23 protein-coding genes are annotated in these 23186 nt (G+C 75.1%); 19 read left to right on the top strand and 4 right to left on the bottom strand.

Going from position 1 to position 23186, the window contains the following annotated elements:
* The first annotated feature begins 36 nt into the window (after positions 1–36).
* From ACI79E_RS11810 to ACI79E_RS11800, 3 genes are all read left to right on the top strand, one after another.
* Entirely contained in the window at positions 37–915 is an 879-nt protein-coding gene (locus ACI79E_RS11810; protein ID WP_456932732.1) for a PhzF family phenazine biosynthesis protein, read from the top strand.
* 26 nt (positions 916–941) lie between these two features.
* Positions 942–1835 carry a DMT family transporter gene (locus ACI79E_RS11805; RefSeq protein WP_456932731.1) on the top strand — a complete coding sequence of 298 codons (894 nt, stop codon included), beginning with the start codon at positions 942–944 and terminating at the stop codon, positions 1833–1835.
* Positions 1836–1908: 73 nt separating this feature from the next.
* The gene (locus tag ACI79E_RS11800) at positions 1909–2862 is read left to right on the top strand and encodes an HpcH/HpaI aldolase/citrate lyase family protein (RefSeq protein ID WP_456932730.1); all 954 of its coding nucleotides are present in this window, start codon (positions 1909–1911) and stop codon (positions 2860–2862) included.
* Between the two features lie 11 nt (positions 2863–2873).
* On the opposite strand, the gene ACI79E_RS11795 is transcribed toward ACI79E_RS11800, so the two are convergent.
* Positions 2874–3326, bottom strand: coding sequence for a DUF4190 domain-containing protein (locus ACI79E_RS11795; protein ID WP_456932729.1), 453 nt, complete (start codon positions 3324–3326; stop codon positions 2874–2876).
* A gap of 23 nt (positions 3327–3349) precedes the next feature.
* Positions 3350–4063 carry a hypothetical protein gene (locus tag ACI79E_RS11790; RefSeq protein WP_456932728.1) on the bottom strand — a complete coding sequence of 238 codons (714 nt, stop codon included), beginning with the start codon at positions 4061–4063 and terminating at the stop codon, positions 3350–3352.
* Between the two features lie 60 nt (positions 4064–4123).
* On the opposite strand from ACI79E_RS11790, the gene ACI79E_RS11785 reads away from it, so the two are divergent.
* Positions 4124–5320: an acyl-CoA dehydrogenase family protein gene (locus ACI79E_RS11785; RefSeq protein WP_456932727.1), complete on the top strand. Its 1197-nt coding sequence runs from the start codon at positions 4124–4126 to the stop codon at positions 5318–5320.
* Positions 5321–5432: 112 nt separating this feature from the next.
* Here the strand turns inward: ACI79E_RS11785 and ACI79E_RS11780 are convergent, their stop codons facing one another.
* Positions 5433–6131, bottom strand: coding sequence for a DUF4230 domain-containing protein (locus ACI79E_RS11780; protein ID WP_456932726.1), 699 nt, complete (start codon positions 6129–6131; stop codon positions 5433–5435).
* A gap of 182 nt (positions 6132–6313) precedes the next feature.
* On the opposite strand from ACI79E_RS11780, the gene ACI79E_RS11775 reads away from it, so the two are divergent.
* The 5 genes from ACI79E_RS11775 (at position 6314) to ACI79E_RS11755 (ending at position 10696) form a co-directional block, all read left to right on the top strand.
* Complete coding sequence (locus ACI79E_RS11775) at positions 6314–7252, top strand: quinone oxidoreductase family protein (RefSeq protein ID WP_456932725.1); 939 nt, start codon at positions 6314–6316, stop codon at positions 7250–7252.
* A gap of 80 nt (positions 7253–7332) precedes the next feature.
* Positions 7333–7665, top strand: a complete 333-nt coding sequence (locus ACI79E_RS11770) for an EthD family reductase (protein ID WP_456932724.1) — start codon at positions 7333–7335, stop codon at positions 7663–7665.
* A 34-nt stretch (positions 7666–7699) separates the two neighbouring features.
* Positions 7700–9250 (top strand): acetolactate synthase large subunit, encoded by a 1551-nt coding sequence (locus ACI79E_RS11765; RefSeq protein ID WP_456932723.1) that lies wholly within the window; start codon positions 7700–7702, stop codon positions 9248–9250.
* A gap of 55 nt (positions 9251–9305) precedes the next feature.
* Entirely contained in the window at positions 9306–10091 is a 786-nt protein-coding gene (locus ACI79E_RS11760; protein ID WP_456932722.1) for an alpha/beta hydrolase, read from the top strand.
* Between the two features lie 71 nt (positions 10092–10162).
* Positions 10163–10696 carry an OsmC family protein gene (locus tag ACI79E_RS11755; RefSeq protein ID WP_456932721.1) on the top strand — a complete coding sequence of 178 codons (534 nt, stop codon included), beginning with the start codon at positions 10163–10165 and terminating at the stop codon, positions 10694–10696.
* Here ACI79E_RS11755 and ACI79E_RS11750 read toward each other — a convergent pair.
* A complete protein-coding gene (locus tag ACI79E_RS11750) occupies positions 10678–11349 on the bottom strand; it encodes a class I SAM-dependent methyltransferase (RefSeq protein WP_456932720.1) in 672 nt (223 codons plus the stop codon). The genes ACI79E_RS11755 and ACI79E_RS11750 overlap by 19 nt on opposite strands.
* Before the next feature lie 90 nt (positions 11350–11439).
* Between ACI79E_RS11750 and ACI79E_RS11745 the strand changes: the two genes are divergently transcribed.
* From ACI79E_RS11745 to ACI79E_RS11700, 10 genes are all read left to right on the top strand, one after another.
* A complete protein-coding gene (locus ACI79E_RS11745) occupies positions 11440–12375 on the top strand; it encodes an AraC family transcriptional regulator (protein ID WP_456932719.1) in 936 nt (311 codons plus the stop codon).
* Between the two features lie 223 nt (positions 12376–12598).
* Positions 12599–13846 carry a CpaF family protein gene (locus tag ACI79E_RS11740; RefSeq protein WP_456932718.1) on the top strand — a complete coding sequence of 416 codons (1248 nt, stop codon included), beginning with the start codon at positions 12599–12601 and terminating at the stop codon, positions 13844–13846.
* Entirely contained in the window at positions 13843–14706 is an 864-nt protein-coding gene (locus ACI79E_RS11735) for a type II secretion system F family protein (RefSeq protein WP_456932717.1), read from the top strand. Before ACI79E_RS11740 ends, ACI79E_RS11735 begins: the two co-directional genes overlap by 4 nt.
* 43 nt (positions 14707–14749) lie before the next feature.
* A complete protein-coding gene (locus tag ACI79E_RS11730) occupies positions 14750–15691 on the top strand; it encodes a type II secretion system F family protein (RefSeq protein WP_456932716.1) in 942 nt (313 codons plus the stop codon).
* Positions 15692–15723: 32 nt separating this feature from the next.
* Positions 15724–15930: a hypothetical protein gene (locus ACI79E_RS11725; RefSeq protein ID WP_456932715.1), complete on the top strand. Its 207-nt coding sequence runs from the start codon at positions 15724–15726 to the stop codon at positions 15928–15930.
* 94 nt (positions 15931–16024) lie between these two features.
* A complete protein-coding gene (locus ACI79E_RS11720) occupies positions 16025–16387 on the top strand; it encodes a TadE/TadG family type IV pilus assembly protein (RefSeq protein WP_456932714.1) in 363 nt (120 codons plus the stop codon).
* Positions 16384–16851: a hypothetical protein gene (locus tag ACI79E_RS11715; RefSeq protein WP_456932713.1), complete on the top strand. Its 468-nt coding sequence runs from the start codon at positions 16384–16386 to the stop codon at positions 16849–16851. The genes ACI79E_RS11720 and ACI79E_RS11715 overlap by 4 nt, the downstream gene beginning before the upstream one ends.
* A gap of 744 nt (positions 16852–17595) precedes the next feature.
* Positions 17596–19395: a glycosyltransferase family 2 protein gene (locus ACI79E_RS11710; protein WP_456932712.1), complete on the top strand. Its 1800-nt coding sequence runs from the start codon at positions 17596–17598 to the stop codon at positions 19393–19395.
* Positions 19392–21398, top strand: coding sequence for a radical copper oxidase GlxA (glxA, locus tag ACI79E_RS11705; protein WP_456932711.1), 2007 nt, complete (start codon positions 19392–19394; stop codon positions 21396–21398). Before ACI79E_RS11710 ends, glxA begins: the two co-directional genes overlap by 4 nt.
* A complete protein-coding gene (locus ACI79E_RS11700; RefSeq protein WP_456932710.1) occupies positions 21395–22447 on the top strand; it encodes a glycoside hydrolase family 6 protein in 1053 nt (350 codons plus the stop codon). Before glxA ends, ACI79E_RS11700 begins: the two co-directional genes overlap by 4 nt.
* The last annotated feature ends 739 nt before the right edge of the window (positions 22448–23186 follow it).

Raw genomic sequence — 23186 nt, 5'->3', positions numbered from 1 at the left:
GAGCCGGCCACGAGCGCTGAGGCTACCGTCGGCGCCGTGTCGTCCCCCGCAGCCGAGCTCGAGTACGAGGTCGTCGACGTCTTCGCCCCCCGCGCGTTCGCGGGCAACCCGCTGGCCGTCGTCCTCGACGCCGACGGGCTGAGCACCGAGCAGTGCCAGGCGCTGGCCAACGAGTTCCACCTGTCGGAGACCTCGTTCCTGTGCGCACCGACCGAGGGGTCGCACGCCGACTACCGGGTCCGCATCTTCACCCCCTACGCCGAGCTGCCCTTCGCCGGCCACCCGAGCGTGGGGGCGGCGCACACCCTGGTCCGCGCCGGCCGGCTGGCCGCGGGCACCCTGCGCCAGGAGTGCGGCGCCGGCGTCCTCGACGTCGTGGTGGACGACGACGGCGCGACCCTCTCCGGCGGGCGGCCCACCCTCGAGGACGGCCCCGACCCGGGGGCGCTGGCCGAGGCGATGGGGCTGTCGGCCGCCGACGCCGTCGGCCTGCCCGCGCACGTCGCCGGCTGCGGGCTGCCGTTCAGCTACCTGGCCGTGCGTCCCGAGGTGGTCGACGACGCCGCGCCCGTCCCCGCGCTGCTGGGCGCGCTGGGGGTGGGGGAGGGGGTCTCCGTGCTGTCCTGGGACGCCGGGGCCTCCACCGCCTCCGCACGGGTGTTCGCCGCCGACCTGGGGTGGGGGGAGGACCCCGCCACCGGCTCGGCCGCCCTGGGCGCCGGTGTGTGGCTGGTCGCCACCGGGCTGCTGGCCCCCGACGCGACGTCGTCCTACGTCGTCCGCCAGGGCGAGGCCATGGGCCGCCCGTCGCTGCTGTCCTGCACCGTCACCGCCTCCGGGGGCCGGACCACCGCCACGACGGTGCAGGGGGCGGTGGTGCCGGTCGCCCGGGGCCGGATCCGGGTGCCCTCCTGAGCGCACCGGCGGCGTCCGCGTGGGCCGTGCACCGCCCCGGCGGTCGGGACGTCGGCCTCATCGCGGTGGCCGTCATCGGCATCTCGCTGTCCGCGCCGCTGACCACGCTGGTGGCCGCTCCGATGCTGGCGCTGGCCTTCTGGCGCAACGTGGGCGGGGCGGCGGCGCTGCTCCCGGTGCTCCTCCTCCGGGACCGCTCGGCGCTGGCCGGCCTGCGCCCGCGCGACCTCGGGACGTCGGTGGTGGCCGGGCTGTTCCTCGCCGCGCACTTCGCCGCCTGGCTGCCCAGCCTGTCGATGACCACGGTCGCCGCCTCCACCGCGCTGGTCACCACCACCCCCATCTGGACGGCGCTGGCGGCCCGGGTGAGCGGCGTGCGGCTGCCCGCGGCGATCTGGTGGGGGCTGGTGCTCGCGGTGCTCGGGGTCGCGCTCATCGCCGGGGTGGACGTGTCGGTGAGCGTGCGCGCCCTCGCCGGCGACGGGCTGGCGCTGCTCGGGGCGGTCTGCGCCGGCGGCTACGTGCTGGCCGGGGCGCGGGCGCGGAAGCGGCTGCCCACCTCGGCGTACGCAGTGGTCTGCTACTCGGTGTGCGCGGCGGCGATCGCGGTGTCCGCGGTCGTCGTCGGGGCGCCGCTGGCGGGGTTCGCCGCCCGCGACTGGCTGCTGATCGCCGCGATCACCTTCTGCGCGCAGCTCCTGGGCCACACGCTGCTGAACCTGGTGCTCTCCTCGGTCGGCCCCACCGTGGTGTCCCTCGTCGTCCTGCTGGAGGTGCCCGGCGCGCTGCTGTTCGCGCTGGTGCTGCTGCAGCAGGTGCCGCCGCTGCTCGCCCTGCCCGGTGTGCTGCTCGTCGTCGTCGGCGTCGCCCTCGTGGTGCGGGCCAGCCGGCCCTCGACCCTGGTGGAACCGGCCACCTGAGGGGCAGAAATGGCCATTTCTGCCCCTCTGGCTAGTCTCCGGGAGCGACCTGACCCCCTGATGCGGAGGCACCGTGGCCGAGCTCCGATCCCGCCGTTCCAACCTCGCCGTCCCGGGCAGCAACCCACGGTTCCTGGAGAAGGCGAAGGGCCTGCCGGCCGACCAGGTGTTCCTCGACCTGGAGGACGCCTGCGCCCCGCTGGCCAAGCCCGGCGCCCGGAAGAACATCGTCGCGGCGCTCAACGAGGGCGGCTGGGGCGACAAGATCCGCACCGTCCGGGTCAACGACTGGACCACGGAGTGGACCTACCACGACGTGATCGAGGTCGTGGAGGGTGCGGGCGCGGAGCTGGACTGCATCATGCTGCCCAAGGTCGTCGACGCCGCGCAGGTGCGGGCGCTGGACCTGCTGCTCACCCAGGTCGAGAAGTCCACCGGCCTGGAGGTGGGCCGGATCGGCATCGAGGCGCAGATCGAGAACGCGCAGGGCCTGATCAACGTCAACGACATCGCCTTCGCCAGCCCGCGGATCGAGACGATCATCTTCGGCCCGGCCGACTTCATGGCCTCGATCAACATGAAGTCGCTGGTGGTCGGGGCGCTGCACCCGGACTACGCCGGCGACCCGTTCCACTACATCCTCATGCAGATCCTCATGGCCGCCCGCGCCCGCGGGGTGCAGGCGATCGACGGGCCGTTCCTGCAGATCCGCGACGTCGAGGCGTTCCGCGAGGTGGCCAAGCGCTCGGCGGTGCTCGGCTTCGACGGCAAGTGGGTGCTGCACCCGGGCCAGATCGAGGCGGCCAACGAGATCTACGCGCCCTCCCAGGAGGACTACGACCACGCCGAGCTGATCCTCGACGCCTACGACTGGTCGACCTCCGAGGCCGGCGGGAAGAAGGGCTCGGCCATGCTCGGGGACGAGATGATCGACGAGGCCAGCCGCAAGATGGCCCTGGTCATCGCCGGCAAGGGCCGGGCCGCCGGGCTGCAGCGCACCTCGACCTTCACCCCGCCGGACAGCTGACCCCGCACCGGCTACGGGCCGAAGGAGACGCTCGACAGCGAGGCGAGCGCGACGAACCACAGCCCGACCGCCACGACGACGAGGGCGCAGGCGATCGAGCCGACGATGATCCCGGCCAGCGCCAGGCCCTCGCCCTCCTCGCCGGTCTCCCGGATCTGCCGGCGGGCGACGACCCCGAGCACGAGCCCGGCCGGCGCGAACACGAACGCCATCACCAGGGCGAGGATCGCCATGCTGTTGGTGGGCCGCCGGTAGGAGCCGGGCAGGCCGTAGCCCGGCGGTGGGCCGTAGCCCGGCGGCACCCCGTACCCCGGCGGTGGGCCGTAACCCGGCGGCACCCCGTACCCGGGGAACGGGGTGTACCCCGGCGGCGGCCCGTGACCGGTGGTAGGGGCGTACCCGGGCGGCGGAGGTGGCGGCGCCGGCGGGGGGTCGCCCCGGTACAGGCCGTCGTCGCTGCTCATGCGGGTCCTCTCGTCGTGGGGGCTCAGCCGCCGGTCGCGGGGGCGGGCAGGGCCGCCATCCGGGCGGCGATGCCCGTGGCCGCCGTCGCGCCCGCCGCAGGATCCTCCGCGATGAGCACCGAGACCACCGCGCCACGCCCTTGGGCGAGGACGTCCTGCGTCGTCCCGTCCGCCAGCCGGTAGCGGACGGCCACGACGGTGCCGGTGAGCCCGTCGACGGCCGGCGGGTCGGCGAAGGTCCGGTCGTCGGCCGGGCAGGACTCGAAGGCGTCCCGGAGCTCGGTCAGGGCCAGCGCCCCGGCCTCGGCGGAGTCGTACGCGATGGCCTCCGACACCAGGGTCGCGGTGCCGTCGGGGTCGAGGCCGACCACCGGGTGCTTCGCCGTCCGGTGCGCCTCCGAGGCGAAGGAGACCCCGCAGATGCCCGCCAGGCTCGGGTCGTCGGAGAGGTCGCCGTCGGCCACCGGGTTCGCCTGCGCCGTCCAGCCCGCCGGGAGGTCGCCGGTGCGCAGCGCCACGGCCAGGGCGGCCTCCGCCGGGGTGGTCGCGGCCGCGGGGTCGGCGGCGGCGGCCGCCGACTGCTCGGCCTGCGCGGGGGCCGGGTCCTCCCGTGGTGCCTCCTCGGCCGGGGCCCCGCCGCAGCCGGCCAGCAGGACGCAGGCGGTGAGGACGGCGGTCCCCCGGAGGACGGCCGCCGGGGCAGCGGACGGGGTGACGAGGGCCACGACGGCAGTCACGAGGGGTGCTCCATACTCACGAGTAACCACGGACACCGGAGTCCCGGAGGAGCGATCGCGATGACCCGCCTGGCCCAGACCGCCGACCTGACCGACGTCCAGCAGGAGATCCTGGCGACGGTCAGGAGCTTCGTGGACAAGGAGATCATCCCGCACGCCCAGGAGCTCGAGCACGGCGACGTCTACCCGACCGAGATCGTCGAGGGACTCAAGGAGCTGGGCATCTTCGGGCTGACCATCCCCGAGGAGTTCGGCGGGCTGGGCGAGTCGCTGCTGACCTACGCGCTGGTGGTGGAGGAGATCGCCCGCGGCTGGATGAGCGTCTCCGGGGTCGTCAACACCCACTTCATCGTGGCGCACATGCTCGTCCAGCACGGCACGGAGGAGCAGAAGCAGCGGCTGCTGCCCCGCATGGCGACCGGGGAGGTGCGCGGGGCGTTCTCGATGTCGGAGCCGGGGCTGGGCTCCGACGTCGCGGGCATCCGCACCAAGGCGGTCCGCGACGGGGACGGCTACGTCATCGACGGCCAGAAGATGTGGCTGACCAACGGCGCGTCGTCCACGCTGGTCGCCGCGCTGGTCCGCACCGACGAGGGGGCGGCCAAGGCCCACCAGAACCTGACGACCTTCCTCGTGGAGAAGCCCGCCGGCTTCGGCGAGGTGCTCCCGGGGCTCACCATCCCCGGGAAGATCGACAAGATGGGCTACAAGGGCGTGGACACCACCGAGCTGGTGTTCGACGGCTTCCGCGCCTCGGCCGACGACGTCCTCGGGGGGACGCCGGGCCGCGGGTTCGCGCAGATGATGGACGGCGTCGAGGTGGGCCGGGTCAACGTCGCGGCCCGCGCGTGTGGCATCTCGATCCGGGCCTTCGAGCTGGCGGTGGCCTACGCGCAGCAGCGGGAGACCTTCGGCAAGCCGATCGCGCAGCACCAGGCGATCGCGTTCCAGCTGGCCGAGATGGCCACCAAGGTCGAGGCCGCGCACCTGATGATGGTCAACGCCGCGCGCCTCAAGGACTCCGGCGAGCGCAACGACGTCCAGGCCGGCATGGCCAAGCTGCTGGCCAGCGAGTACTGCGCGGAGGTGACCACGCAGGCCTTCCGGATCCACGGCGGCTACGGGTACTCCAAGGAGTTCGAGATCGAGCGGCTGATGCGCGAGGCGCCGTTCCTGCTCATCGGCGAGGGCACCAGCGAGATCCAGAAGACGATCATCAGCCGGGGCCTGCTCAAGGAGTACGCGCTCAAGCGCTGATCCCGGGCCCGGTCCCCTCGTTGGCGGGGCCGGGGCCACGGTGTCCCCGCGAGACCTCGTGCTCTGCCCACACCCGTGGGCAGAGCACGACCGCGTCGGGAGGTCCTCCGGCTCAGCCGGCGCTGCCGGGAGCCGCCTCGAACCGCACCTCGACCTCCTCCACGCCCAGCGACTGCGCGAGGGTGGTGAGCATCGTGCGGGTGTTGTCCTCGGCGCGGTCGACCAGGTCGCTGGCGTCGGCGGCGGCGGCCAGGCGGCTCTCGGCGAGGGCGAACAGCTCGGGGTCGTCGGCGGCCGGGTCGTCGGCGAAGGCGTCCCCGACCCGCTCCACCAGGCCGCGGTCGCGGTCGAGCACGCGGCTCTCGGCGGGGTCGATGCGCACCTCGCCGATGCGCGGGGCCGGCAGCACGATGGTCGCCGACCGGCCGTCGGCCGAGAGGGCCACGTGCTCGGCGTCCAGGCCCTCGAAGTCGACCGAGGCGTCGGCGGTGCCGGTGGCCAGGTAGGTGACCCGTTCGCCGCTGATCACCGAGGGCACGTAGCGGGTGTCCACCTCGCGGTCGACGACGACCTGGAAGGTGCCGGTGGCCGCGTGGTACTCGTGCAGGTCGTCCAGGGCCAGCATCAGCGGCGTCGTGCTGCGGTCGACGACGTCCTGACCGAACGGGTTGTCGGGCAGCCAGCCGGCCACGTGGAAGCCGGCGGGTACGAGGACGGCGAGGCCGATCCCCGCGGCCACGAGCTTGACGCGCACGCGGCGGCGCGGGGCCGGGACTCCGGGGACGGGGCGGGACTGCAGCAGCGTGGGCATGCGCGCGGCCTCTCGGGTCGGGGTCGGGCGTGCGGGAGCTCACCCCGTCCAGCGACCGGCGCTCCTCCGCCATTCCCGACACGCCGGTCACCGGCCGGGGCGGCGGGCCCGGGGCTCCGGCCGGGGTTCTGCTGCGTGGAAGCCGGGGAACACGGGCTCGCCGCACCCGCTTGGCTCGGGGCATGAGAGCTGTCGGAGTGACCGAGTTCGGTGGGCCGGAGGCCCTGCACGTCGTCGATGTCCCGGCCGAGCCGCTGGGCCCGGGCCAGGTGCGGCTCCGGGTGACCGCGGCGACGGTGAACCCCACCGACACCTACGCCCGCAACGGCACCTACGCCCAGCGCGACCCGGTCAAGCAGTTCCCCTACGTGCCGGGCATGGACGCCGCCGGTGAGCTGGTCGAGATCGGGCCGGACGTCGACACCGACCTGCAGGTGGGCGAGCGGGTCATGGCGATCGTGCTGCCCACGGGCGCGCACGGCGGGTACCGCGAGGACCTCGTCGTCCCCGTGGGGTCGGTGGCCCGCGTCCCGAAGGGCGCCAGCGACGTCGAGGCCGCGACGCTGCCGATGAACGGGCTCACCGCCCGCCTCGCCCTCGACCTCATGGCGCTGGAGCCGGGCCAGGTGCTCGCGGTGACCGGCGCGGCCGGCGCGTTCGGCGGGTACGTCGTCCAGCTGGCCAAGCACGCGGGCCTGACCGTCGTCGCCGACGCCTCCGAGGCCGACGAGCAGCTGGTGCGCGACCTCGGTGCCGACGTCGTCGTCCGGCGGGGGGACGACGTCGCCGACCGCATCCGGGAGCTGTACCCGGCCGGCGTCGACGGGCTGGCCGACGGCTCGGTGCAGGACGAGCTCGTGCTCCCCGCGGTCAAGGACGGCGGCACCGTGACCACCGTCCGCGGCTACCGGGGCGACGGGCAGCGCGGACTGCGGGTGCACCCGGTGATGGTGCGCACCTACGGCGAGGAGCAGCAGAAGCTCGACGAGCTCCGGCAGCTGGTGGAGGACGGGGTGCTGACCCTGCGCGTGGCGCGCACCTTCCCCGCCGAGCAGGGCGCCGAGGCGCACCGCGTGCTCGAGGGCGGCGGCGTGCGCGGCCGCCTGGTCATCACCTTCTAGAGGTCGCGGGAGTGGCCCCCGACCTGCCAAGGTGGGGCCACTCCCGGGCAGCGAGGCCCGGCCGACGCGGAGGTGCACACATGGTCCACCGGCTCGTGGTCAGCTACGGACAGCCCACCGACCCCGGCGCGTTCGACGAGTACTACCGCGACACCCACGCGCCGCTGGCGATGGAGATGCCCGGGGTGATCCGCTTCACCGTGGGCCACGGCAAGTCGCTGGACCCCTCCCAGCCGGCGCCCTACTTCGTCGCCGAGCTCGACTTCGAGTCCGAGGAGGCGATGGGCAAGGCCTTCGCCTCCCCGGAGGGACAGTCGGCGGCGGCCGACGTCGCCAACTTCGCCACCGGCGGGGCCACGATGGCGCACTTCGAGGTGCGCGAGATCCAGGTCGGCATGCCCAACCTGCCGTGACCGCGGCACCGCGGCGGCGGCCGGGTGGTCGCGGGTGAACGGCGCGCAGGCGCTCATCCGCACCCTGGTCGCCGCCGGCGTCGACGTCTGCTTCGCCAACCCCGGCACCTCCGAGATGCACTTCGTCGCCGCACTCGACGACGTCCCGGAGATGCGCGGCGTGCTGACGCTCTTCGAGGGCGTGGCCACCGGCGCGGCCGACGGGTACGCCCGCATGGCCGGCCGCCCCGCGGCCACCCTGCTGCACCTCGGGCCGGGCCTGGGCAACGGGCTGGCCAACCTGCACAACGCCCGCCGGGGCGGCGCCCCGGTGGTCAACGTCGTCGGGGACCACGCCCGCTCCCACAAGCGGCTGGACGCTCCGCTGGAGTCCGACATCGACGCCCTCGCCGGGGCCGTGTCGACCTGGGTGCGCCGCTCGCTGGCGCCGGCGGACGTCGCCGCGGACGCGGCGGAGGCGGTGGCGCAGGCGGCGCGGGGGGCGGTGGCCACGCTGGTCCTGCCCGCCGACGTCTCGTGGGAGGACGGCGCCGCGCCGGCCGACCCGGTGCCGGTGCGCCCCGCGCCGCAGGTGCCCGAGCAGGTGGTCGCCGACGTCGCGGCCGCCCTGACCTCCGGCGAGCCGGCCGTGCTGTTCCTCGGCGGGGACGTCGTCGCCTCCGAGGAGGCCCTGCTGGCCGCCGGCCGGGTCGCGGCCGGCACCGGCGCGCGGCTGGTGAGCGAGACCTTCTCCGCCCGGATGGTGCGCGGGTCGGGTCTGCCCGACGTCGCGAAGCTGCCCTACCCGCCGGAGATGGCGATCGCCGCGCTGGCCGGGACGGCGCACCTGGTGCTGGCCGGGGCGACCGCGCCGGTGCACTTCTTCGGCTACCCCGACGTGCCGGGGACGCCGGTGCCCGAGGGGTGCACCGTGCACGTCCTGTCCGCACCGGGGGAGGACGGCGTCGCCGCGGTGCAGGCACTCGCCGCGCTGGCCGCCCCGGACGCCGAGCCGGAGCTGCTGGAGGCCGCCCGCCCGGAGCTGCCCACCGGCGAGCTGGACCCCCGAGCGATGGCGGCGGTGGTCGGCGCGCTGCTGCCGGAGGGGGCGATCGTCGTCGACGAGGCGCTCACCTCGGGCGTGGGCCTGGCCGAGCTCACCTCCGGCGCGCCGCGGCACGACTGGCTGGCGCTGACCGGCGGGGCGATCGGCGACGGCCTGCCCATGTCGGTCGGGGCGGCGGTGGCCTGCCCGGACCGGCCGGTGGTCGTGGTCCAGGCCGACGGCAGCGCCATGTACACCCTGCAGGCGCTGTGGACCCACGCCCGCGAGCAGCTCGACGTCACCACGATCGTCTGCGACAACGGCTCCTACGCCATCCTCGAGCACGAGCTGTCGCGGGTCGGCGCGCAGGGCGACGGGGAGCGGGCCGGGCAGCTGCTGCACCTGGGCGGGCCCGGGCTGGACTTCGTCGCGCTGGCCACCGGCATGGGCGTGCCGGCCACCCGGGCCACGACCGCCGAGGAGCTGGCCGACCAGCTGCGAACGGCGCTGGCCGAGCCGGGCCCGCACCTCATCGACGCGGTGTTGCCCGGCCGCCGGTGACGTGGCCGCGCGGCGCCGTCGCCGGTCCGCCCTGCGTGCGGGTGCGGTCCTGGCGGTGGCGCTGGTCGTGCTGACCGGCGTGCTGTGGGGCCTCCAGCGCCGGCTGGTGTACCTGCCCGACCAGGGCCCGGTGCCGCCGGCGTCGGCGGTGCTCCCCGGCGGCCGGGACGTCGTCCTGCAGACCTCCGACGGGCTGCGCCTGGGCGCCTGGTTCGTCCCCGGAGACGGCCCGGAGGCGCCCACCGTCCTGGTGGCCAACGGCAACGGCGGGCACCGCGGGATGCGGGCGCTGCTCGCCCGGGCCCTGGCCGGCCACGGCCTGGCGGTGCTGCTGTTCGACTACCGCGGCTACGGCGGGAACCCCGGCAGCCCCAGCGAGGAGGGCCTGGCGAGGGACGTGCGCGCGGCCCGCGCGTACCTGGTCGAGGACGCGGGGGTGCCGCCGGAGCGGCTGCTCTACCTGGGGGAGAGCCTCGGTGCGGCGGTCGTGACGGAGCTGGCGACCGAGCACCCACCGGCGGGGCTGGTGCTGCGTTCGCCGTTCGTCGACCTGGCCGCGGTGGGCAGCGTGCACTACCCGTTCCTCCCGGTCCGCGCCCTGCTGCGGGACCGCTTCCCGGTCGCCCGGGCGATCGCGACGGTCGACGTGCCGACGACGGTCGTGCTGGGCGACGCCGACACGATCGTGCCCGCCGCGCAGAGCCGGGCCGTCGCCGAGGCGGCCGCCGGGCTGCACCGGCTGGTCGAGGTGCCCGGCGCCGACCACAACGACCGGGCACTGCTGGACGGCGAGGTGTTCGTCGGCGCGGTGGTGGAGCTCGCCCGGCACGTCACCGGCTGAGCCGGCCCGGCCGCCCTGGCGGATGCACCGCCGCGGGACCAGCATGGGGACCCCGGCGAGAGGGAGGGCCCGTGGACGCCACCGCACTCCGAGACCTGCAGGCGCCGCTCAAGCAGCGGTACCGGGACGACCCGGCGTCCGCGCGGGCGTCGATGCACGCCGAGGGCGAGTTCGCCGACCCCGGGATCACCTGCACCGTGCAGACCTGGGCGGGCCCTGCCCGCGCCGGCCTGCACCCCTCCACCGGAGGCGACGGCAGCGACGCCTGCTCGGGCGACATGCTGCTGCAGGCCCTGGTGGCCTGCGCGGGGGTCACGATGCGCAGCGTCGCCACCGCGATGGGGGTGGCGGTCCGCTCCGCGCGGCTCACCGCCCGCGCCGACATGGACGCCCGCGGCACGCTCGGCGTCTCCCGCGAGGTCCCCGTCGGGCTGGGCGAGATCACCGTGGACGCCGAGCTCGACACCGACGCCGACGACGCCACCCTGGAGAAGCTGGCCCAGCTGACCGAGCGGTACTGCGTGGTCGCCCGGTCCCTCGCCCGCCCGCCGCACCTGCAGGTCCGGCGGGCGGTGCCGGCCGGGGGTCAGGTCGTCGCGCGGTAGAAGGTGAACCGGCCGACCCGGCGGCGGGAGTCCGAGCCGGTCTCGGCCACCTCGGCGAAGCCGGCACGGCGCAGCAGGTCGGGCAGGCCCGCGCCCACGTGGTGCCGGCCGGGTCCGTGCTGGTGCTCGTGGCCGCGGTGGTCGTGGTCGTGCCCGTCGGCGTCCACCAGGTGCAGCGCGCCGCCGGGGCGCAGCACCCGCACGACCTCGCCCACCGCCGTCTCCTGCTCGTCGGCGGGCACGTGGTGGAGCATGAACGAGGAGAGGACGACGTCGACGCTCCCGTCGGCGTAGGGCAGCTCCTCGGCGTGCCCGCGGTCCAGCTGCACGGCCAGCCCGCGACGGGTCGCCTTGCGCTGCGCGCGGGCCAGTGCGGCGAGGTCGGGGTCCAGCCCGACGACGGTGGCCGCGGGCTGGGTCGTCTTGGCCTCGAGCAGCAGGTTGCCGGTGCCGCAGCCGATCTCCAGGACGGTCTGGCCGGGGCACAGAGCGGCCTGGTCGAGCAGCCGGCGGTGCACCGCCCGGACGCCGAGCAGCCGGGTCATCGGGTCGTAGAGAGGCAGCAGCCAGGCGCGCCCCATCCCGGGCAGGTACTCGCGGCCGGTGCCGCTGATCGTCGTCCGCAGCCGTGGCCCGCTGGTCGTCCCGCTCATGTCGCCGCCTCGCTCGTGCTCGATCTTCCTGCCGTGACCCCTACCCTCGGGCGCGGGATGAGGAGGGACAAGGGCGGTGCTTCGGGCGCGATGGGACGATCTTCCGACGAGCGGCCGATGGTGGGCCGGGTCGACGGCGCACCGCTCTACGGCTACGCGCGGGTGGCCGGCCTGCCCCCGGTGACCGTCTCCCGGTTCGAGGGTGGGCACGAGCCGCCGGGGTTCCCCCACCGTCCGCACGCGCACGACTTCCTCGTCCTCAGCTACGTCGAGCGGGGCGCGGGCGGCCTGGTCCTGGACGGCCGGACGTGGGAGCTCGCCGCGGGGGACGTCGTCGTGGTGGCGCCCGGGGAGGTGGTCGCCCCGGAGTGGTCGGCCCCGCACCTGGACGCCGCGGTGTGGACGGCGTCCTTCCCGCCGGACGCCGTGGAGCGGCGCAACCCCGGGTCGCTCGGCTCCTGGCGGGCGCATCCGCTGCTGTTCCCGTTCGTCGGGCGCCGGGCCGGCGGGGTGCAGCGCCTGTCGGTGCCCGCGGTCGACCGGCCGGCGTGGGCGGGGCGCTTCGCCGACCTCGAACGGGAGCTGCGGGAACGCCGCGAGGGGTACGCCGAGGCCGCGCTGGCCCAGCTGACGCTGCTGCTGGTGGAGCTGGCCCGGCTGGCGGCCGACGTCCCGGGGCACCTGCGGCTGCGCGACGAGCCGCTGCTGGCCGCGGTCTTCGACGTGGTGGAGCGGCGGTACGCCGAGGCGATCTCGCTGCGCGACGTGGCCGCGGAGGTGGGGCTGTCGGCCGGCCACCTGACCACGGTGGTGGGGCAGCGCACCGGTCGGACCGTGCAGCAGTGGATCACCGAGCGCCGGCTGGCCGAGGTGCGCCGGCTGCTGACCGAGACCGACCTGACCGTGCAGGCGATCGCCGGCCGGGTGGGCTACGCCGACGCGGGGTACCTGATCCGCCGGTTCCGCGCCGCGCACGGGATCTCCCCGCAGCAGTGGCGCCGGGCCGGCGCGCCGGTCGGGGCCTGACCCCCCGGCACCCTTCCCTGCGGGAGCTCGTGCTCTGCCCACCGTGGTGGGCAGAGCACGACTGTCCGCGGTCCCACATGGTGGCCGTCCGGCCCTCCGGGTGACACCCGACCGGGTGGGGCTGGCGCGGTGTTGTCCACAGACCGTCGCCGACGGGCTCGCCGGACCGTGCAGTTCTCATACAGTCGGCGACCTCGATCTCGACGGGCCGACGGGGGTGGGCGTGCCGACTGCGACCAGTGCGCTGGAGGTGGTCGACGGCGAGGTGCGCGAGCTCATCCGCCGCCGCGGGCTGGACCCGTTCACCGATCCGGCGCCGGTGCGGCTGCTCGTGCGCGACGTCGTCGCCGACTACTCCGAGCGCTCGCTGACCTCCGCGCTGCCGCCGATCGGGGACGCGGACTCCGTGGTCCGCGACGTGCTCGACCGGGTGGCGGGGTTCGGTCCGCTGCAGCGGCACCTCGACGACCCGGAGGTCGAGGAGATCTGGGTCAACGAGCCGGGCCGGGTGTTCGTCGCGCGGCGGGGCCGCAGCGAGCTGACCACGACGATCCTCGGTGCCGGGGAGCTGGCCGACCTGGTGGAGCGGATGCTGCGCACCTCGGGACGCCGGATCGACATGTCGACGCCGTTCGTCGACGCCACGATGCCCGACGGGTCGCGGCTGCACGTGGTCATCCCGGACATCACCCGCCGGCACATGGCGGTCAACATCCGCAAGTTCGTGCTGCAGGCGCACTCGCTGGACGAGCTGGTCGCGCTCGGCACGCTGACGGTGCAGGCGGCCCGCTTCCTGGAGGCCGCGGTCGCCGCCGGGCTGAACATCCTCGTCGCCGGCGGCACCCAGGCGGGCAAGACCACCTTGCTCAACTGCCTGTGCGCGGCCATCCCGGCCCGCGAGCGGGTGGTCACCTGCGAGGAGGTCTTCGAGCTGCGGGTTCCGCTGCCCGACGTGGTGGCGATGCAGACCCGCCAGCCCAACCTCGAGGGTGCCGGGGAGATCCCACTGCGCCGGCTGGTGAAGGAGGCGCTGCGGATGCGGCCCTCCCGGATCGTCGTCGGTGAGGTGCGCCAGGAGGAGTGCCTGGACCTCCTGATCGCGCTCAACTCCGGCCTGCCCGGCATGTGCACGCTGCACGCCAACAGCGCCCGCGAGGCCGTGGTCAAGATGTGCACGCTGCCGCTGCTGGCCGGTGAGAACATCGGCCACGCCTTCGTCGTCCCCACGGTGGCGGCCAGCGTCGACCTCGTCGTCCACGTGGGCAGCGACCCCGACGGACGGCGGCGGGTGCGCGAGATCGCCGCGCTCCCCGGACGCGCCGAGGACGGCGTGATCGAGCTGGCCGACGTCTTCACCACGAGGGACGGGCGGTTGGTGCGGGCCGACGGCTACCCGCCGCACCCGGAGCGCTTCGCCGCCCACGGCGTCGACCTCGCGGCGCTGCTCGACGACGCCCGGTGGGGGGCGTGACCCTGACCGGGCCGCTGCTGGGACTCCTGCTGGGCGTCGGCCTGCTGCTCGTCTGGCGCAGCGGACCCCGCGCACCGCAGCGCCGCAGTGGGACGCGCGCCCCGTCGCGGCGTCAGCAGCGGCTCGCCGCGGCCGGGCTGACCGGCATCAACGCCGCCCAGCTGACCGCGCTGCAGGTCGGGCTCGGGCTGCTGGTGCTGGTGGTCGTCCTGCTCACCACGGGCACGGTCACGGTCAGCCTGGTCTTCGCGGCGTTCGGCTCGGCGCTGCCCGCGGTCCAGGTGCGCCGGCTGGCGGTCAAGCGGCAGGCCGACCTGCGCGAGGTCTGGCCGGAGGTGGTGGACAACCTGGCCTCCGCCGTCCGCGCCGGCCTCTCCCTGCCCGAGGCGCTCGCCGCGCTCGGGACCCGCGGTCCGGAGGCGCTGCGCGCGCCGTTCGCCCGGTTCGCCGCGGAGTACCGCTCCACGGGCCGGTTCGGGGAGTGCCTGGACCGGCTCAAGGACTCCCTCGCCGACCCGGTCGGTGACCGGATCGTCGAGACGCTGCGGGTGGCCCGCGAGGTCGGTGGCAGCGACCTCGGCCGCGTGCTGCGGACCCTGGCCACCTTCCTCCGTGAGGACGCCCGGGCGCGCGCGGAGCTGGAGACCCGCCAGGGGTGGGTGGTGCAGGCGGCCCGGCTGGCGGTCGCCGCCCCCTGGGTGGTGCTGCTGCTCCTCGCGACCCAGTCGACCACCCTCGACGCCTACGACTCGCCGCTGGGCACCGCGCTGCTGCTCGGTGGCGCCGCGGTGTGCCTGGTCGCCTACCGGCTGATGCTGCAGATCGGCCGGTTGCCGCAGGACGTGCGGGTGCTGCAGTGAGGGTCGGGCACGCGGACGGTCCGCGGGGTGGCGGGGTGGCACCGTGAGCGCGGCGCTCGCCGGGATGCTGCTCGGGCTGGCGGTGGCGGTCGGCCTGCTGCTGGTGGTCACGTTCGCGCCGCCGTTCCGGTCGGTCCGGCTGGTCGACCGGCTCGCTCCGTACGTGCACGACACCCCGCCGCCGTCCCGGCTGCTGGGCACGGCGACCGAAACCGGGCTGCTCACCGCCGCGCGCCGTGTGTTCGGTCCGGTGGTGGCCGACGGCGCCCGTCTCGTCGACCGCGTGCTCGGTGGCCGGACGGCGGTCCGCCGTCGCCTGGACGCGCTCGGCGGGGACTCGACCGTCGAGGACTTCCGCGTGGAGCAGGTGGTCTGGGGCGGGCTCGGGCTGCTCGGGGCCGCGCTCCTGGCCGGGGTCGGCTCCCTGCTCGCGGGCAGCGTCAACGTGCTGTCGGCGGCGCTGCTCTGCATCGCGGGGCTGGTCGGTGGGGTGCTCGGGCGGGACTGGTGGCTCACCCACCGGCTCCGCCGCCGCGAGGAGCTGCTGCTCGCCGAGTTCCCCGTGGTCGCCGAGCTGCTGGCCCTGGCCGTGACCGCCGGGGAGAGCCCGACCGCGGCGATCGCGCGGGTCACCCGCCTCTCCGGGGGGGAGCTGGCCGGCGAGCTGGGCGCAGCGCTCGGCCGCGCCCGCGCCGGGGTGCCGCTGACCGACGCGCTGCAGCAGGTCGCCGACCGGACGTCGGTCGACGCGCTCGCCCGCTTCATCGACGGCCTGCTCGTCGCGATGGAGCGCGGCACCCCGCTGGCCGAGGTGCTGCGCGCCCAGGCGGCCGACGTGCGCGAGGCCGGCAAGCGCCGGCTGCTGGAGGCCGGCGGCCGGAAGGAGATCGCGATGATGGTCCCGGTCGTCTTCCTGGTGCTGCCGGTCACCGTTCTCTTCGCCCTGTTCCCGGGGCTGATCAGCATCGTCTCGCTGGCGCGATGAGCCGGCGGACACGACAGGAGGGACGAACACCGATGCCGCAGTTCACGGGGGTCCTGGCCGTTCTGGCCGCGTTGGGCGACCGGCTCAGGGGAGAGGAACCCGAACGGGGCGACGTCCCGGGGTGGGTGATGATCACGGTGATGACGGCGGCGCTGGTGCTGGCCATCCTCATCCCGTTCCGCGAGGCGATCGTCTCCGCGGTGACCAACGCGCTGGACTCCGTCACGACAGGTGGCTGAGAGAGGACCCCTCTGCCCCCCGCCACTCGCACGCTCGCGGCGGGCCCCTGCAGAGGAGCCGCCGCGGGACGACGGCGAGCGGGGCGGCGCGGTCGTGGAGTTCGTGTTCGTCTCGGTGCTGGTCGTGGTGCTGCTGCTCGCGGTGCTGCAGGTGGCGGTCTACGTGCACGTGCGCAACGTGGTGACCGCGAGCGCGCAGGAGGGCGCCCGGTACGCGGCGCTCGCCGACGTCGCCTCCTCGGCCGGTGCCGACCGGACGGTGGCGACGGTGGCCCGGGCCACCTCGGTGCGGACCGCGGAGGGGCTGGTGTGCAGCTCGGCCGAGGAGGCCGACGACACCGGGTTGACGCTGGTGGTGGTGCGCTGCTCGGGGTCGGTGCCGACGCTGCTGGCGGGGCTGGGCGACCTGCTGCCGCTGCAGGTGACCGGCCGGGCGGTCAAGGAGGCGGCGGCGTGAGGTGGCTGCGGGCGCGGCTGGGTCGGCTCGACGGTGAGCGGGGCTCGGCGCTGGTCGAGTTCGTGTTCATCGCGATCGTGGTGTTCGTGCCGCTGGTCTACGTCGTGGCCGGGTTGTCGGCCGTGCAGCGCGGGGTGTTCGCCTCCACGGCGGCGGCGCGCGAGGCCGGCCGGGCGATCGGCACGGCGCCGGACCCGGTGAGTGGTGCGGCCCGGGCCGAGGTGGCGGCGCGGCTGGCGGTGGAGGACCAGGCGGTCGACGCCACCGACGTCCGGCTGGCCTACGCCCCGCCGGGAGTCGACTGCTCCGGCGCGGGCAGCTACACGCCGTCGCTGACGCCGGGGGAGGAGTTCTCCGTGTGCGTCACGGTGACCGTCCGGATCCCGCTGCTGCCGGAGTTCATCGACGCCAACACCGCCACCGGCCAGTTCGTCGTCGAACGGGACCGCTACGTCGACGCCTGAACCGGACGCTCCGGAGGGTGGCGCCCCGAGGGGTGTACGCGGCCATCCGTTGTCACGCTGCGCGACCGGGGCTCGGGCCGTCGTGGCCGCCCGCCCGGGTGCCCCCAGGGGGCGCCTCGGGTGCGGGGACGGCACGCTCGGCGGCAGATCCGCTGATGAGGGGCCTGCCGGCGGAACTGGGAGTCCGCGGACCGCAGGTGAGGACTGCGTCACACGTTCCGGTCCTACTTCCGGGTGAACATCGGCAGATCGGTCGCTCTGCGTGATGAGACCTCAATAGCGTCGCAGACAGCGCCTGGGAGTCAGGCGTCCGAGACGACGTGAGGATCCGAGCGGTCCCCACCGACGCCACGCAGGTGCACGGGGGAGAACACGGTCGCCAGACCGTTCGGGGAGCGAGTGGCGAGACCGACGTCCTGTCCGGTCCGGACCGCCGGGTCAAGGGGGAACAACGTCGTGCACCGTGCACCGCCAGCTCCGCGGGTGATGGACCGCCCTCGCTCGACGGCCCGGCTGCCGCGCGTCCTGCGACGCCCCGGTCCCCGGGTCCGCCCGCTCTGACCGTGCGGCGTCCGCCGGCCGGGCGCCCGGTCCGGAGTTCCCCGTCGTGCGGACGGGACCGGCCGACACCCCCACACACCCCGCCCTTGAACGCACACGCGCCCCGCCCCGCGGCGGGGTCCTCGGCTGCCCGCCAGCCGGCGTGCTCCCGGAGAGGAGGCAGCCTCGTGGTCACGTCCCGGCGTGACTGAGCGCGTCGCTCAGCCGACCTACCCCTACAGCGACTTCAGCGAGCTCGCCGGGCCGCTGCAGGCCCCGCCCGAGGACCGTCGGGTCCGGTTCCGGCCGGTGACCCGCGGTGCGGCCCGCGCCCGGGCGTGGCTGCTCGTGACGGCCGCCCTCACCTTCGAGGCGCTGTTCCTGCTCTGGCTGCTCCAGCCGTCGCACTACCCGGAGTTCCTGGGGGACTGGCGGTCGGTGCTCGCCCTGGTCCTGATCGGCAGCGTGGCCACCATCGAGGTCCTCCGGCTGGTGAACGTGTTCACCCTGGCGGTGTCGACCCTCAACGCGCGCGACCCGATCCCCATGACGCCGCTGACCGGTCAGCGCATCGCCTTCATCACGACGATCGTCCCCGGCAAGGAACCGCTGGAGATGGTCCGGCGGACCCTCGAGGCCGCGGTGCGGGTCCGGTACGACGGCGTGCTGGACGTGTGGCTGCTCGACGAGGGCGACGACCCCGACGTCCGCGCGCTGTGCGCGGAGCTGGGCGTCCACCACTTCACCCGCCACGGTGTGCCCGCGTGGAACCAGGAGACCGGCCGGCACAAGGCCAGGACCAAGCACGGGAACTACAACGCCTGGCTGGACGCCCACGGCGGCGACTACGACTTCTGGGTCTCCGTGGACACCGACCACGTGCCCCTGCCGAACTTCGTCGAGCGCCTGATGGGCTACTTCCACGACCCGGACGTCGCCTTCGTGGTGGGCCCGCAGGTGTACGGCAACTACGACAACTTCGTCACCCGCGCCGCGGAGTCCCAGCAGTACCTGTTCCACAGCGTCCTGCAGCGGGCGGGCAACCGGTTCGCCACCGCGATGTTCGTCGGTACCAACAACGCCGTCCGGCTCTCGGCCCTGCGCGCCATCGGCGGGCTGCAGGACTCCATCACCGAGGACGCCGCGACCAGCATCGTCTGGCACTCCAGCGTCAACCCGGACACGGGCGCGACCTGGAAGTCGGTCTACACCCCCGACGTGCTCGCGGTGGGGGAGGGCCCGACGACCTGGCGGGACTACTTCACCCAGCAGGGCCGGTGGGCGCGCGGCACCGACGAGGTCGTCCTCCGGCAGTTCTGGCGGCTGCGGCTGCCGTTCTGGCGGCGGGCGCACTACGGGCTGCTGATGTCCTACTACCCGGCGGTCGCCGTCAGCTGGGTGCTCGGCGTCACCAACCTCGCCGCCTACCTGCTGACCGGTGTCGCCGGCGTGCTCGTCGCCGCGCAGCTGTGGTTGATGCTCTACGTCAACGCCGCGGTCCTGCAGGTCGGCCTGTACTTCTGGAACCGCCGGCACAACGTCAGCCCGCACGAGGAGGAGGGCTCCTCGGGCATCAGCGGGATGGCCATGTCGGTCATGTCGACGCCGATGTACGTCAGCGCGTTGTGGGCCGCGATCCGCGGCCGCTCCATCAGCTTCGCCGTCACCCGCAAGGGCGCCGTCTCCGGTGACCGGCTCGGCTCCTTCACCAAGAACCTGTCGTGGGCCGCGCTGCTGCTGACCGCCCTCGCGCTGTCGGTGCCGCTGGGCAACTCGCACCTGGCCATCCGCCTCTGGGCGGCGCTGAGCGTGCTCGTGTGCCTGGTGCCCGTGGTGGTGTGGGGCTCGGGCCTGGTGCGGGACCGCCTGCGCCGGCCCGTCCCCGAGCCGCTCCCGCACGAGCCCGCCGCCGTCGGCCGACCGCTCGGCCTCCCGCCGAACTTCGTGGTCGACGTCCCGCCCGTCCGCCCGGCCGCCCCCCTGACCCAGGAGAGCTCCCGATGACCCGACGCAGACCGCGGCCGTTGCGCCGGCTGCGCAACGCCCTGCTGATCGGTGCGGCGGTGGCCGCGCTCGTGGCCGCCAACGGCCCGGTCGTCACCGACGTCGTCGACCGCGCCTACACCGAGTACCAGCGCAACCAGCCCGACTACAAGGCCCGGTACGGGCACTGGGAGACCATCGAGCTGCCGGAGGAGTACCGGGTCCAGGCCATCCACGCCGCGCTGCTGTACACCGGCAAGGTGCTCCTCATCGCCGGGTCCGGGAACAACGCCCGCGAGTTCGAGGCGGGCAGCTTCACCACCGTCGTCTGGGACCCGGTCACCGGGGAGACCACGGAGGTCCCGACGCCGGAGGACCTGTTCTGCGCGGGGCACGCCTACCTCCCCAACGGCAACCTGCTGATCGCCGGCGGCACCGCGGAGTACGAGGTGCTCGCCGACGACGTCGACCGGGCCGCCGGCATCCTCACCGTCAAGAACGAGAGCCACGACGCCGCGGTCTCCCTGCCCGAGGGCACCCGCTTCACCGCGGGTGGGAAGACGTACGTGTCCACGGCGGACGTCACGGTGCCCCCCGCACACCACATGTCCGACGGCAGCCGGATGGCCGGCCAGCAGGACGTGTGGATCGAGGCGGAGGAGGAGGGCGCCGAGTACGTCGTGACCGGCGGCACCCAGTTCCAGGTCGTGGGGCTGGACCCGGCCCAGCGCCGGGACCTCTACGGCCAGGGGGACACGATCACCCTGGAGAAGCAGAACTACCGCGGCCTGGACGCCTCGTACGAGTTCGACGTCGCCACGGAGACCTACCGGGAGACCGACCGGCTCACCGAGGCCCGCTGGTACCCCACGCTGATCGGGCTGGACGGGGGGAAGGTGCTCGCCGTCTCCGGCCTCGACGAGCACGGCAAGATCATCGACGGGGACAACGAGGTCTACGACCCGGCCACCCGCACCTGGGAGGTCGAGCCGCAGCTGGAGCGCTACTTCCCGACCTACCCCGGCCTGTTCCGGCTCGCCGACGGCCACCGGGTGTTCTACAGCGGCTCCAACACCGGCTACGGCTCGGACGAGGAGGGCCGCCAGCCCGGCATCTGGGACCTCGCCGACAACAGCTGGCAGGACGTCGACGGGCTCCGGGACCCCGAGTACAACGAGACCAGCAGCTCCTTCCTGCTGGCGCCGGCCCAGGACCAGCGGGTCGGGATCGTCGGCGGTGGGCTGGTCGGGGACAGCGAGGAGTCGACGGCGCGCTTCGACGTCGTGGACCTGACCGACCCCGAGCCGCGGTACGAGCCGGCCGGGGAGTACCCCAGCCCGGCCCGGTACATCAACGCCGTCACGCTGCCCGACGACCGGACCCTGCTCACCGGCGGTTCGGTGGGCTACCGGGGCAACGGCCAGAGCGACCTGCACCTGACGACCCTGTACGACCCCGGCACCGGCGAGCTGCACGAGGCGGCCCCGAACGAGGTCGGGCGGAACTACCACGCCACCGCGCTGCTGCTGCCCGACGGCCGGGTGATGACCATGGGCTCGGACCCGCTGTTCTCCGACGAGGAGAACACCCTGCCGGGGCGGTTCGAGACCCGGATCGAGATCTACTCCCCGCCGTACCTCTTCGCCGGGGACCGGCCGGCCGTCACCGACGCACCGGCGGCCGTCACCCGGGGGAGCGCCTTCCCGGTGACCACCGACCGCCAGATCGTCGAGGCCCGCCTGATGCGGCCCAGCGCCGTGACCCACCAGACCGACCCCGAGCAGCGGTCCATCGCCCTGGACGTGACCCGGACGGCGGCCCCGTCCTGCCCGCCGGGCGGCTCGGGCGACCACGGTCAGGGGGAGCACGACGGGACGTGTCCGGAGTCGGGCTGCTGCGGTGGGCCGGCCTACGAGCTCGGTGTCCCGGTCGAGGAGGGGCTGACGCCGTCCGGCTGGTACATGCTCGTCGTCCTCGACGCCCAGGGGGTCCCCTCCCCGGGTCGATGGGTCCGCGTCCGATGACGGTGACCCGCCGGCGGTCGCTGCGGGGCGTGGTCCTGGTGGCCGCGACGACCGCGGTCGTGGGCTGTGGGTCCGCCGGGACGCCGGACGCCGAGCCCGACGCCTCTCCGGCCGGCGCCACGTCGGTGGCCGAGGAGGACCGCGGGCGGCTGTCCGGGGAGCTCTGGCTCAACCCCGAGGGCCACGGCCCGGTCGCCGTCCGGCAGGCCGAGGCGGCGGGGCGTACCGAGGAGGCCGAGGCGCTCGCGCCCCTGGCCGGGCAGCCGGCGGCCACCTGGGTCGCCGCCCCGGAGAACCCCTACCCGGCGGTGGAGGAGGTGTCCCGGGCCGCCGCGGAGGCCGGGCAGCTGCCGGTCCTGGTGGCCTACAACGTGCCGCTGCGCGACTGCCGCTCGTACTCCGCCGGCGGTGCCGCGGACGCCGACGAGTACCTGAGCTGGATCGGTAGTTTCGCCGCCGCGCTGGCCGACCGGCCGGCCGTCGTCGTCCTGGAACCGGACGCGGTCCCGCAGGCGGTGGTCGGCTGCCCGGACCTGGACCCCGCGGCGCGCTACGAGCTGCTCGCGCAGGCCGTGGAGATCCTCGACCGGCAGCCGGGGGCCCGGGTCTACGTCGACGCCGGCAACGCCAGCTGGATCACCGACCTCCCGGTGCTGGCCGACGCCCTGCGGCGGAGCAACGTCGACCGGGCCGACGGGTTCGCCCTCAACGTCTCCAACTTCGAGAGCACCGAGGCCAGCGCGGCCTACGGGCTGGCCCTCTCCGAGGAGCTGGGACGCGGAGCGCCCGCCGGGACGGACCCCGCCCACTTCGTCATCGACACCAGCCGGAACGGTGCCGGCCCGCCTCCGGACACCAGCGACCCGGAGCGCTGGTGCAACCCGCCGGACCGACGACTGGGCGACCCGCCCACTGCCTCCACCGACCTGCCTCGGGTCGACGCGCTCTTGTGGATCAAGCAGCCCGGCGACTCCGACGGCACCTGCCGGGGTGGCCCGCCCGCCGGTCAGTGGTGGCCGGAGGCGGCCCGCGAGCTCGTGGGCGGCTGACCGGGTCGACTCCGTCGGCGCTGCCGGCGACGGCGGGCCGACGTCCGCCCCGGAGCCACCCCTGGGCACGGCGCGCGGCCGTGTCCGCTCGGGCCCGGTCGGTCGGCTGCCCTCGTGCTCTGCCCACCACCGTGGGCAGAGCACGAGCGTCCGAGGTCACACCGGGTCCCTCCCGCCGCGCCCGGCCGGGGACACGACGGCACGGTCCGCGGGACAGCGCGCGGACGGTGCGCGGGTCAGCCGCGGGGTCCGGCGACGGTGCCGCCTGGGTCGACGTGGCGGGCGAGGGCACGTGGCGCGGGGTTCCGCGCGGGCCCGACGGGATGCCGGGACTCCCCGTCGAACACGGCCAGCCCGTCGTCGGACGCCGGCACCTGCCGCTGTCCTCCCACGCGCGTCGCCAGCACGACACCCAGGCCGGCCATGCCCACGGTCGCGCCCGTCGCCCACAGGACCAGAGCCCAGTTCCACCACGCCATCGCTCCCACGTCCCCCCGGTCGGTTCGAGTGGGGGAGCGTCCGGCGGCGTGAGCCACGCCACAACGGCCGACGCCGGTGGCTCACCCCGACGGAGCACGCGTACGGCCCGGAAGAGGGCAACGACGTGGTCGGCCGGACGCTGCGTCAGGGCCGGTCGGGGGGGGGGGGGGGGGGGGGGGGGGGGGGGGGGGGGGGGGGGGGGGGGGGGGGGGGGGGGGGGGGGGGGGGGGGGGGGGGGGGGGGGGGGGGGGGGGGGGGG

The organism is Geodermatophilus sp. SYSU D00079 (assembly GCF_054050635.1).
The sequence above is the reverse complement of the archived record's forward strand: the minus strand, read 5'-3'. Positions and strand labels throughout refer to the sequence as shown.